This is a genomic window from Streptosporangium sp. NPDC048886 (assembly GCF_055586905.1).
In genome coordinates this window covers 73,892-85,053 of record NZ_JBVJHH010000014.1, presented here as the reverse complement: position 1 = coordinate 85,053, position 11,162 = coordinate 73,892, and the positions used below count along the sequence as shown (strand labels likewise).

At 72.4% G+C, this 11,162-nt stretch carries 9 protein-coding genes; 1 reads left to right on the top strand and 8 read right to left on the bottom strand.

All coding sequences use genetic code 11. From position 1 onward, the window contains the following. Nucleotides 1–163 precede the first annotated feature (163 nt). Genes ACZ6R6_RS19145 through ACZ6R6_RS19135 form a run of 3 tightly spaced genes read right to left on the bottom strand, consistent with a single transcriptional unit; the run spans nucleotide 164 to nucleotide 4,101 of the window. Entirely contained in the window at nucleotides 164–2,449 is a 2,286-nt protein-coding gene (locus tag ACZ6R6_RS19145; RefSeq protein WP_470095017.1) for a [protein-PII] uridylyltransferase, read from the bottom strand. Nucleotides 2,450–2,452: 3 nt separating this feature from the next. Next, nucleotides 2,453–2,791: a P-II family nitrogen regulator gene (locus ACZ6R6_RS19140; protein ID WP_012888521.1), complete on the bottom strand. Its 339-nt coding sequence runs from the start codon at nucleotides 2,789–2,791 to the stop codon at nucleotides 2,453–2,455. After that, entirely contained in the window at nucleotides 2,788–4,101 is a 1,314-nt protein-coding gene (locus ACZ6R6_RS19135; RefSeq protein ID WP_470095015.1) for an ammonium transporter, read from the bottom strand. The genes ACZ6R6_RS19140 and ACZ6R6_RS19135 overlap by 4 nt, the downstream gene beginning before the upstream one ends. Nucleotides 4,102–4,364: 263 nt before the next feature. On the opposite strand from ACZ6R6_RS19135, the gene ACZ6R6_RS19130 reads away from it, so the two are divergent. Beyond that, the gene (locus ACZ6R6_RS19130; RefSeq protein ID WP_470095013.1) at nucleotides 4,365–5,294 is read left to right on the top strand and encodes an ABC transporter substrate-binding protein; all 930 of its coding nucleotides are present in this window, start codon (nucleotides 4,365–4,367) and stop codon (nucleotides 5,292–5,294) included. Nucleotides 5,295–5,474: 180 nt separating this feature from the next. On the opposite strand, the gene ACZ6R6_RS19125 is transcribed toward ACZ6R6_RS19130, so the two are convergent. The 5 genes from ACZ6R6_RS19125 to ACZ6R6_RS19105 form a co-directional block, all read right to left on the bottom strand. After that, the gene (locus ACZ6R6_RS19125; RefSeq protein ID WP_012888517.1) at nucleotides 5,475–6,413 is read right to left on the bottom strand and encodes a sigma-70 family RNA polymerase sigma factor; all 939 of its coding nucleotides are present in this window, start codon (nucleotides 6,411–6,413) and stop codon (nucleotides 5,475–5,477) included. A 213-nt stretch (nucleotides 6,414–6,626) separates the two neighbouring features. Further along, entirely contained in the window at nucleotides 6,627–7,775 is a 1,149-nt protein-coding gene (gene hutI / locus ACZ6R6_RS19120; protein ID WP_470095010.1) for an imidazolonepropionase, read from the bottom strand. Next, a complete protein-coding gene (locus ACZ6R6_RS19115) occupies nucleotides 7,772–9,130 on the bottom strand; it encodes a formimidoylglutamate deiminase (RefSeq protein ID WP_470095009.1) in 1,359 nt (452 codons plus the stop codon). Before ACZ6R6_RS19115 ends, hutI begins: the two co-directional genes overlap by 4 nt. Beyond that, nucleotides 9,118–10,281, bottom strand: coding sequence for an allantoate amidohydrolase (locus ACZ6R6_RS19110; RefSeq protein ID WP_470095227.1), 1,164 nt, complete (start codon nucleotides 10,279–10,281; stop codon nucleotides 9,118–9,120). Before ACZ6R6_RS19110 ends, ACZ6R6_RS19115 begins: the two co-directional genes overlap by 13 nt. Nucleotides 10,282–10,451: 170 nt before the next feature. After that, complete coding sequence (locus tag ACZ6R6_RS19105; protein WP_470095008.1) at nucleotides 10,452–11,138, bottom strand: SDR family oxidoreductase; 687 nt, start codon at nucleotides 11,136–11,138, stop codon at nucleotides 10,452–10,454. Between the last annotated feature and the right edge of the window lie 24 nt (nucleotides 11,139–11,162).

The window sequence follows — 11,162 nt, the reverse complement described above, 5'->3', positions numbered from 1 at the left end:
GCACCGTCGCTCTCGGATGTCGCCGTCGTCACCGCTCTCGCTACCCCTCACCATCACGACATAAGTGGCCAACATCAGACCACAAGGTCACGGGACATAATCGGCAAAACCGACAAACCGGACTTAATCGTTACGAAGGTGACAAGAGAACGATGGATTACGGTTACCGCAAGGCGGCAAGCACCTGGTCCCGCACCTGTGCCCGCTGGGCCTCATCGGTCAGAGGACGGCCGGCCCTGTCTACGACGTAGAAGACGTCTACCGCCTCTGCGCCGAGAGTCTCCACACGCGCAGCGCGTACGTCAAGACCGCAGTCCCCAAAAGCTCTACCGATTCGCCACAATAGTCCGGGACGGTCGTGGGCGCGCACCTCTACGACAGTCGCCGTGCTGGAGGCGTCGTCCACCAGGGTGACCCGCGGCGGGGCCACCGGCACCCGGGCCGGGCGCATCGACCGGGCCCTTCTGGCCAGACGCTGCTCGATGTCGAGCCGGCCGGCCAGCACCAGGCGCAGGTCGGCCTCCAGGGTCGCCGGATCGGGCGGCGAGCCGTACTCGGGGACGACCGAGAACTCGATGACGGCGGTCGCCCCCGCCGAGGCGGCCGAGGCGGCGCGGACCACCATCCGGTGGGCGGCGAGCACGCCGGCCGCGCGCCAGAGCAGTCCCGACCGGTCCGGCGCGACCACGGTGACCGCTCCCCCGTTGACCCGTACGGCACCGCCGCCGTGCCGGGCCAGCGACGCCTGCGCGGTCGACAGCGCCGGCGCGGGCGGCGGCGGGGTGCCCGACAGGACCGAGCGCACCCGGCGCACGAGGTCGGTGACCAGGGATGCCTTCCAGGAGTTCCAGGCGGCCGGCCCGGTCGCGTTGCCGTCGGCCACGGCCAGGGCGGCCAGCAGTTCGAGGACCTCACGCGTGCCGACCGCCTCGGCCACCCGGGAGATCGTCACCGGGTCGTCCAGGTCGCGGCGGGTCGCCGTCTCGGGCAGCAGCAGGTGGTGGCGGACCACGGTCTCCAGGATGGAGACGTCCGCCGGGGACAGGCCGATCCGGGTGCCGATGTCGCGGGCCACGACCGCGCCGGTGGTGGAGTGGTCGCCGGGCCAGCCCTTGCCGACGTCGTGCAGGAGCGCGGAGATGAGCAGCAGGTCCGGCCGGGACACCTCGCGGGTGAAGGAGGCGGCTCCGGCGGCGGCCTCGATCAGGTGCCGGTCCACGGTGTAGCGGTGCACGGGATTGCGCTGCGGGCGGTGGCGCACCCGCTCCCAGTCCGGCAGGAGCCGGACCAGCACCCCCGCCTGGTCCAGTTCCTCCCAGACAGGCACCGCCGCGCGCCCCGCGCCGAGCAGCGCGACCAGCGCGTCCCGCGCCTCGTCCGGCCACGGGACCGGGAGCGGCGGGGACTGGGCCGCCAGCGTGTTCACGGTGGCGGGCGCGAGGGGCAGTCCCGCCTCCGCGGCGGCCGCGGCGGCGCGGAGCACGAGCACGGGATCCTTGCGCGGGTTGACCCCGCGGGCGAGCACGACCTCGCCGCCGTGCTCGACGACGCCGTCGGCGAGCGGGCGGCGGCCCCGGGGGGCGGGGCCCGACACCAGCCGGTCGACGGTGCGCCAGGTGGCGTCGAAGGCGTGCGCGACCGTCCGGCCCGCCTCGGCGAGCCTGCGCATCAGCGCCTCGGCGTCGAGCAGGCCCAGTGCCCCGGCGACCGCGTCCTGCTCCTGGAGGACCAGCCGGTCGGCGCCCCGGGCGGTCACCAGGTGCAGGCCGTGCCGTACGTCGAGCAGGAGTTCGTAGGCCTCGCGGACCCGGGGGCCCGGGGCCGAGGCGACCCAGGCGGCGGCGACGGCCTGCATCGCCTGCACGTCGCGGATCCCGCCACGCGAGTCCTTGAGATCGGGTTCGAGCAGGAACGCCAGCTCCCCGCTCGACTCCGCGCGCTTGTCGGTGGCCTCGCGCAGCTCGCCCAGGCGGCGCCTGGAGTCGGCCCGCCACTCGGAGAGCACCGTCTCGCGGGCCGCGCGCGTCAGCTCGGGGTCCCCCGCCACGTGCCGGGCCTGGATCAGCCCCAGCACCGCCTTGAGGTCGTCTCTGGCGACCGTGGCGGCCTCGTCCACGGTCCGCACCGAGTGGTCGAGCCCGACTCCGGAGTCCCAGACCGGGTACCAGACGCGGTCGGCGATGCGCGCCACGTCGTCACGGCCGTTGTGCAGCAGGACCAGATCCAGGTCGCTGCCCGGAGCGAGCTCCGCGCGGCCCAGGCTGCCCACCGCGACGAGCGCGACACCGTTGAGGGCGCCGCGCTCGTCGGTGTTCCTGGAGTCCCCGTTCCTCCCCGTGCGCCCGTACGGCGTGCCGCAGGCGGTCCGGAGCAGGTCCGTCAGCCAGCGGTCGATGTCCGCGGCCCGTTCCTTGCGGGCCGCGGCGTACGAGCGAGTGTCGCCTCTCACCGGCTAGAGCGCCTCAGGTCCGCGCTCTCCGGTGCGGACCCGGACGACCGTGTCCACCGGGACCGACCAGACCTTGCCGTCACCGATCTTGCCGGTCTGCGCGGCCTTGACGATGACGTCGATGACGTCCTCGGCGTCGTCCTCCTCGGCGAGCACCTCCAGCCGGACCTTGGGCACCAGGTCCACCTGGTACTCGGCGCCCCGGTAGACCTCGGTGTGGCCGCGCTGGCGGCCGTACCCGCTGGCCTCGCTGACCGTCATGCCCTTGACACCGAACTGCTCCAGGGCCGCCTTCACGTCGTCGAGCTTGAAGGGCTTGATGACCGCGGTGATGAGTCTCATGCGTCGACCTTCTTGGACGCCGGGGCGGCGACCGCGCCGTTGGCGGAGGCCACGCCCGAGGAGTGGATGGTGCCGAGGTCGTAACCGGTCTCGGCGTGGGAGGTGATGTCGATGCCGGTGACCTCTTCCTCCGCGCCGACCCGGAAGCCCATCACCCTGTCGATGATCTTGGCGATGACCCAGGTGACGACGAAGGAGTAGGCGCCGACCGCCACCGGGCCCAGGACCTGCAGACCCAGCTGGATGACACCGCCACCGTAGAACAGACCCTTGTGCTGCTGCTCCAGGAACGGGTAGGCGGCGAGGAATCCGAGGGAGACCGCGCCGATCACACCGCCGACCAGGTGCACGCCCACCACGTCGAGCGAGTCGTCGTAGCCGAGCTTGTACTTCAGGCCCACGGCGTAGGCGCAGACCGCGCCGGCCAGAGCACCGATGAGCATGGCGGCCCAGGGGTCGACGAAGCCACAGGCCGGGGTGATCGCGACCAGGCCGGCGACGGCGCCCGAGGCGACGCCGAGGCTGCTGGCGTGGCCGTCGCGCATCTTCTCAACGACGAGCCAGGCGCCGGCGGCGACCGCGGTGGCGATCTGGGTGTTCATGAACGCCAGGCCGGCGGTGCCGTCGACGGCGAGCTCGGAGCCCGCGTTGAAGCCGAACCAGCCGAACCAGAGCAGGCCCGCGCCGAGCAGCACCAGGGTCAGGTTGTGCGGCCGCATCGGCTCCTTGCGCCATCCGGCGCGCTTGCCGAGGACCAGCGCGAGGGCGAGTGCCGCCGCTCCCGCGTTGATGTGGACCACGGTGCCGCCGGCGAAGTCCTCGATGCCGAGGTTGAACAGCCAGCCGTTGCCCCAGACCCAGTGGGCCACGGGGAAGTAGACGACGGTCGCCCAGACGACGGTGAACAACACCCAGGCGCCGAACTTGGCACGGTCGGCGATGGCACCGCTGATCAGGGCGACGGTGATGATCGCGAAAGTGAGCTGGAAGGCCGAGAAGACGAGGCTCGGCATGCCGGTGCCGTCGTCCTTGGTGGCCGTGTCGACCAGGCTCTGCAGGCCGAGGGCGTCGAAGCCGCCGACGAACTTGTTGACGATGTCGCTGCCGTTGTCGGTGAAGGTCAGCGAGTGTCCGTACAGAACCCAGGCGATGGTGACGGTGACGATGCTGACGAACGACATCATCATCATGTTCAGGACGCTCTTGGCCCTGGTCATGCCCCCGTAGAAGAACGCGAGCCCAGGAGTCATCAGCAACACCAGCGCGGTGGCCGTGAGCATCCAGGCAGTGGTGCCGCTATCGATCTTCATTCGATGCGACCCTCCCTTACAAATGGCGTGTGGCCGTTTTCACAGTCGCAGTGGACGCTTCCTGGGCTCCGTCGACCGGCCGCGCACTGACGTTGCGCCACAGCGTCCGCTTCCGCCGTTTCAGGTCCCGACCAGGTGTGTTTCGCATCTGTGAAACTCGGCCACACGGTGTTTCGGGGGTGTTTCGGACAGGGCGAACCTTGGCCCGTAGATGACCACAACTATGCTTAGGTATGCCTTACCTAAAGCTCTAAGGGGAAACGATGACCTTCCGCACGGCCAGGGCCGCGGCCGCCGTCCTGCTGTCCACCCTCGCCCTCGCGGCCTGCGGCTCCTCCGGCGGTGGCCAGGCCGCCGAGGGTCCGACCCGCACGATCAAGCACGCGATGGGCGAGACGAAGGTGCCCGAGTCTCCCAAGCGGGTCATCGTGCTCGACACCGACAAGCTCGACACCATGGTCTCCCTGGGCCTCACACCGGTCGGTGCGGCACAGGCGTCCGAAAATCAGGCCTGGCCGAAATACCTGGGATCCGCGCTCGACGCCACCAAGCCGGTCGGCACCCTCCAGGCGCCCAACCTGGAGGCCATCTCCGCGCTCAAGCCGGACCTGATCCTCGGCACGAAGTTCCGGCAGGAGCAGTTCTACGGCAAGCTCAGCCAGATCGCGCCCACCGTGTTCACCGAGAAGGTCGGGATCACCTGGAAGGAGAACCTCCTGCTCGACGCCGACGCCCTGGGGAAGAAGGCGCAGGCGGACAAGCTCCTCGCCGACTACCAGGCGCGGGCCGGCTCCCTGGGCGGCTCCGACGCGGTCGAGGTGAGCATCGTGCGCTTCATGCCCGCCCAGATCCGGATGTACGGCCCCGAGTCGTTCAGCGGCATCGTCGTCGGCGACGCCGGTTTCGGCCGTCCCGGGCCGCAGCGGCTGGCCGACGCCCAGGACAGGCGCTTCGGCGAGCTGAGCCAGGAGAACCTCTCCCAGGCCGACGGCGACGTGCTCTTCTACAGCGCCTACGGCGCCCAGGCGGCGCAGAGCCAGGCCGCGGTCACCGGCGGCCCCCTGTGGAAGAACCTGCCGGCGGTCAAGGACGGCAGGGCGCACAACGTGGACGACGAGACCTGGATGCTCGGCATCGGCGTCACCGCCGCCGGAAAGATCCTCGACGACCTGGAGAAGTACGCCAAGCCCTGACGTCCCCGGAAGCCGGGGCCCGGCCGCGTCCCCGGCCCCGCGCGGACGGCCGGGGACGCGGCCCTGACTCCCGCGGGGACGGGGAGAGGTCCGGCCACCTCACCGGTCGCCGGCCACCTCGCCGGTGGGGCCCGGAAGGACCGGTCCGGTACGGCACGGCCGTACCGGACCGGCGGACGGTCAGGCCGCCGTGGCCATCTTCCGCAGCCGCGCCAGGGCGTCGCGCTCGATGCGGCGGGCCCGGTCGCGGCCGATGCCGTAGCGCTCACCGACCTCGGTCAGCGTGTGCTCGCGGCCGTCCATGAGGCCGTAGCGCCAGCGGAGCATCTCGCGGGTCTGGCCCTCCAGCCCGGTCAGCCACTGCTCCAGGCGCTCACGCTCCAGGATGTCCATCGCCTGCTGCTCGGGGTCGGCCCACGTCTCGTCGGCGATCATGTCACCGAGCTCCGTCTCGTCCTCGTCGCCGACGCCGAGCTGGAGGGAGACGGGGTCGGAGGCCCAGCGGCGCAGCTCGCGGACCCGCTCGATCGGCAGCTCCAGCACCGCGGCCAGGTCGGCGTCCGTCGGCTCCTGGTCGAACTCGGCCAGCATGTCGCGCCGGACCCGCATCAGCCGGGTCATCTGCTCGCCCGCGTGGGTGGGCAGCCGGACCGGCCGGGCCTGCTCGTGGATCGCGCGGCCCACCGACTGGCGGATCCACCAGGTGGCGTATGTGGAGAACTTGTAGCCGCGCCGGTAATCGAATTTCTCGACCGCCCGCACCAGGCCCAGGTTTCCCTCTTGGACCAGATCGATCAGCGGCATTCCCCTTCCGGAGTATTTGCGCGCGACCGCCACCACAAGACGTAGATTGGCCTGGATGAATTCATCCTTGGCCCGCTGCCCCGAAACAGCCAGTCGTTCGAGCTCCTCGTCGGCGGCGTCCGCGATCCGCGGCTCCGCCAGTCCGCCGTCCAGCAACTGCTCCGCGAAGAGGCCCGCCTCGATCCGCTTGGCGAGCTCGACCTCCTCCTCCGCGGTGAGCAGGGGGACCCGCCCGATCTCAGCCAGGTAGGTCCCGAGCAGGTCTCGATCAGAGACGTGCTGATCCTGCGTCCGATTCCCCGTCGGCCTTGCCATCCGATGGCACCTCGCTCCGCCTGCTTATGGCATGCCCGCACGCTCGCCCAAGGCCCCGCGCGTGCAGACATGTCGCTTGCCTAATCAACGCTCGGATCAGGGCAAAGATTCCCTAAAAAAGTACGTCCGGAGAACGGTTTTGAATTTCCTCCTTAAGGAGGATGTCTTCGAACGTGACGTCACAGGCATTGCGGCTGCCCCCGCGGACCGGCTTCAAACCAGGCGGCGTCCCTCCTTCCAGACCTGCGCCACCAGTGGTACCCCCGGGCGGTAGGCCAGATGGACGTAGGACGGGGCGTCCAGGATCACCAGATCGCCGCGGGCCCCCACCCGCAGCGTGCCGACGTCGTCGCGGCGCAGCGCCCTGGCTCCGCCGTACGTGGCGGCCCGGACCGCCTCCAGCGGCGTCATCCGCATCTCCCGGACGGCCAGCGCCACGCAGAACGGCATGGAGGAGGTGAAGGAGGACCCGGGATTGCAGTCGGTGGCCAGCGCGACGGTCACCCCGGCCGCCAGCAGGCGGCGCGCGTCCGGGTAGGGCGAGCGGGTGGAGAACTCCGCGCCGGGCAGCAGGGTGGCCACCACCCCGGCCGAGGACAGCGCCGAGACGTCCTCGTCGGTCAGGTGGGTGCAGTGGTCGGCCGAGGCGGCGCCCACCTCCGCGGCGATCCGCGCGCCGGGGCCCTCCCCGAGCTGGTTGGCGTGGACCCGGGGCAGCAGCCCGGCCTTGACCCCGGCGAGCAGGATCTCCCTGCTCTGGTCGGCGTCGAACGCGCCGCGCTCGCAGAACACGTCGACCCACCTGGCGTACGGCGCGCAGGCCCGCAGCATCTCCCCGGTGACCGTGCGGACGTAGTCGTCGGCGGAGGAGGCGTCCGGAGGCACGACGTGCGCGCCCAGATAGGTGGTCTCCCCGGTGAACCTGCGGGCGATCTCCAGGGAGCGGCGCTCGTCCTCGACCGTGAGGCCGTAGCCGCTCTTGATCTCGACCGTGGTGGTCCCCTGGGCGAGCATCTCGGCGACCAGCGCGGCCGTCCGCCCGGCGAGGGCTGCGTCGTCGGCCGCGCGGGTGGCCGCGACGGTGGTCCGGATGCCGCCGGCGCTGTAGCGCTCCCCCGACATGCGGGCGGTGAACTCCGCCGTGCGGTCCCCGGCGAAGACCAGGTGGGCGTGGCTGTCGACGAAGCCCGGGATCACACAGCGCCCGCCCACGTCCACGCGCTCGTCGGCGCCGGGGTCCGTGCCGGCGGCTCCGGTCCACACCACCGTGCCGCCCTCGACCACGATGGCGGCGTCCTCGATCTCCTCCCGCGCCGGGTCACCGGTGTAGAGCAGGCCGATCCGGTCAAAAAGGACGCTCATGCGCTCTCCCCCCGCGCCTCGGCGACCGCCGCGCCGAGCAGCGCGCCCACGTCGCCGAGGACGTGCCGGCCCTCGGCGACCACCCGGCGGCCGCCCGAGATCACCGAGTGCACGTCGGCGGCCGTCGCGGCGAAGACCACCGTCTCCGAGGCGCCGTTGTGCGAGGCGCCCGCCGTACGGACCGAGTCGAGGCGCACCGACACCAGGTCGGCCCACGCGCCCGGCACGAGCGTGCCCGCGTCGGGGAAGCCCAGCGAGGCGTGTCCGGCGGCGGTGGCGGCCTGGAGCAGCTCGGCGGCCGTCCAGTGACCGCGCTGCTCGCTGGCCAGCCGCTCGTCCAGCTCGACCGCGCGGGCCTCCTCGAACAGGTCGATGACCGCGTGGCTGTCGGAGCCGAGTGTGATCGGCGAGCCCGCCTCGAACATCAGCCTGGCCGGGCCGATGCCGTCGGCCAGGTCGCGCTCGGTCGTCGGGCACATGCAGACGTGGGTGCCCGACTGGCCGAGCAGCGCGATGTCCACATCGGACACGTGGGTGGCGTGCACGGCGGTGGAGCGGGGGCCGAGCACGCCGTGCTCGGTCAGCACCTGGACCGGGCTGGCGGCGTACATCTCCACGCAGGCGGCGTTCTCGGCGCGCTGCTCGGAGACGTGGACGTGCATCGGGAGCGCGTGGTGGTGGGAGAACCTGCTCACCGTCGGCATCTGCTCGGCGGGGACCGCGCGGACCGAGTGGACGGCCACGCCGACCTCCACGTCCTCCGCGCCCCGGTAGGCGCCGGCGAGGGCCTCGACCCGCGCGGCCCAGTCGTCGGCGTCGCCGTCGCCGAAGCGGAGCTGGGTGCCGGTCAGCGGGGTGCCGAAGCCGCCGCTCAGATAGCAGGTGTCCAGCAGCGCGATGCGCAGCCCGGCCTCCCGCGCGGCCTGGACGAGCGCGTGCCCCATGACGTTCGGATCGTCGTACGGCCTGCCCCCGGGGCCGTGGTGCAGGTAGTGGAACTCCCCGACACCGGTGATCCCGGCCAGCGCCATCTCGGCGAAGGTGGCCCTGGCCAGCCTGAGATAGGAGTCGGGGTCCAGCGTCGCGGCCACGCCGTACATCTGCTCGCGCCAGGTCCAGAAGCTGCCCTTCTCCCGCTGCGTCACCCCGCGCAGGGCCCGGTGGAAGGCGTGGGAGTGCGCGTTGGCCAGCCCGGGGACGGTCAGCCCGTCGAGCCGGACGGCCCCCGCGGGAGGGTCGGCCATGCCCGGTGTGATCTCCTCGATGCGGGAGCCCGAGATCCGGACAAGCACCCCCGCGACGACCTCGCCGGGCGGCAGCCAGGCCAGCTCGCACCAGTAGTTCAGCTCCGGCACAGCTCCTCCAGGGCGGTGGCGAGGGCGGCGACCCCCGCGTGGCAGTCAGACATCTCGGCGTGTTCCTCAGGGGAGTGTGAGATTCCCGTTGGATTGCGTACGAACACCATCGCGCTGGGCACGCCCGCGGACGCCAGGATCCCGGCGTCGTGACCGGCCCCGGTCGGCAGGACGGGCACACCCCCCAGGACGGCGGCGATCCGCTCCCTCAGGACCACGTCGAAGTCGACGACGGGGGTCCACGATTCGGCGCTGACCTCGGCCCCGGAGAACTCGCTCAGCTCGGCGACCAGCGCCCGGACCGCGTCCTCGTCACCGCCCCGGGCGTCCAGCCAGGCGCTGACCAGCCCGGGGACGGCGTTGGCGTTGTTGGGCGACACGCGGAGCTTGCCGAAGGTGGCCACCACACCGCCCCGCTCGGCGGCTTCGCGGGCGCGCAGCACGGTCCGGGCGAAGGGCAGCATCGGGTCGTCGCGGTCCTCCAGCCGGGTGGTGCCGGCGTGGTTGGCCTGGCCGCGGAAGTCGAACCGCCAGCGGCCGTGCGGCCAGATGGCGGCGGCCACGCCGACCGGGGCGTCCCGGTGGACCAGCGCCTGGCCCTGCTCGACGTGGAGCTCCACGAAGACGCCGACGTGCCCGAGGGTCTCGTCGTCGCGGCCCAGCTCGCCGGGGTCTCGTCCGGCCCGGCGCAACACCTCGGCCATCGAGTCGCCCCCGTCGTCGGTCAGGCCGCGGGCCCGGTCGGGGTCGAGCGCGCCGGTGAGCAGCCGGGAGCCCATGCAGGGGACGCCGAACCTGGCGCCCTCCTCGTCGGTGAAACAGGCCACCCCCAGCGGGCGGGCGGGCTCGAACCCCCTGGCCCGCAGGGCGTCGAGGGCGGCGAAGGCGGACACGACGCCGAGGGGGCCGTCGAAGGCGCCGCCCTGCCGCACCGAGTCGAGGTGGCTGCCCGTGACGACACCCGGCCTGCCCGACGGGTCACCCCACCAGGCCCACAGGTTGCCGTTTCGGTCTTCTCGCAGGTCGAGGCCCCTTCCGGCGGCCTCCTGGCGGAACCACTGGCGGAGCTCCAGATCGGCGGGCGACCACGCGTCGCGCAGGTAGCCCCGGGTCCGGCCGTCACGTCCGAGGTGCGCGATGGCACCCCACATCTCGTCGAACACCCCTCCATTATTGTGAATGGGGTCATTCATTGGCGAACCCGCGCCCCTTTCGGCGCGCGGACCCCGCCCCGCTCCGGGACACGGCCCCGCCTCAGGGCCGGGATCCGCTCCGGAGCGCGGCCCCGCGCCCCTCCGGCGCCCGGGCCCGGGCCCGGTGCTCAGTTCGCGGGCCCGGCCGTCGGGCGGACGGTGATCTCGGTGACGTGGGCGTCGGGAGAGGCCGTCACGGCCGCCGCCACCGCCCGGGCCACCGACTCGGGGGCCAGGTATTTCTCCGGCTCGTAGGTCCCGTTCTCCTGGGCCCGCACGCCGCGCTGCATGTCGGTGTCGACCCGCCCCGGATAGACCGTGGTCACCCTGAGGCCGGGCTCCTCCAGCCGGAGCGCGTCGGCGAAGGCCCGCAGCGCGAACTTGCTGGCCGCGTAGGACCCCCAGTTCGGGTTGGCCCGCTGCCCCGCCCCCGAGTTGACCGCCACCACATGCCCGCCGGCCGCGCGCAGCGCGGGCAGCAGCAGCCGGGTCAGCTCGGCCACCGCGACCACGTTGATCTCCATCGTCCGCCGCCAGACCTCGGCGGGGGTCTCGGCGATCCGCCCCAGCGTCACCACCCCGGCACTGTGCACGAGGACGTCGAGCCGGTCGATCCCGGCGACGTCGGCCTCGGTGACGGCGGTGAGCTCCACCGGCCAGGGCCGCGCGTGCGGCAGGCCCGCGCACACCTTGGCCAGCGCGTCGACGTCGCGGCCGCCGAGCAGCAGGTCGTGGGTGGGGGCCAGGGCGTGCGCGACGGCGGCCCCGACCCCTCGGGAGGCTCCGGTGACCAGCGCGGTCGGTCGTGCAGACATGCAGGTCACCTTACTCCGGTCGCC

Bases quoted from the DNA above. Each gene is read 5' to 3' on its own strand.
- ACZ6R6_RS19140 (WP_012888521.1), bottom strand. From the start codon at position 2,791: ATGAGACTCATCACCGCGGTCATCAAGCCCTTCAAGCTCGACGACGTG.
- ACZ6R6_RS19135 (WP_470095015.1), bottom strand. From the start codon at position 4,101: ATGAAGATCGATAGCGGCACCACTGCCTGGATGCTCACGGCCACCGCG.
- ACZ6R6_RS19130 (WP_470095013.1), top strand. From the start codon at position 4,365: ATGACCTTCCGCACGGCCAGGGCCGCGGCCGCCGTCCTGCTGTCCACC.
- ACZ6R6_RS19125 (WP_012888517.1), bottom strand. From the start codon at position 6,413: ATGGCAAGGCCGACGGGGAATCGGACGCAGGATCAGCACGTCTCTGAT.
- hutI (WP_470095010.1), bottom strand. From the start codon at position 7,775: ATGAGCGTCCTTTTTGACCGGATCGGCCTGCTCTACACCGGTGACCCG.
- ACZ6R6_RS19110 (WP_470095227.1), bottom strand. From the start codon at position 10,281: ATGTGGGGTGCCATCGCGCACCTCGGACGTGACGGCCGGACCCGGGGC.
- ACZ6R6_RS19105 (WP_470095008.1), bottom strand. From the start codon at position 11,138: ATGTCTGCACGACCGACCGCGCTGGTCACCGGAGCCTCCCGAGGGGTC.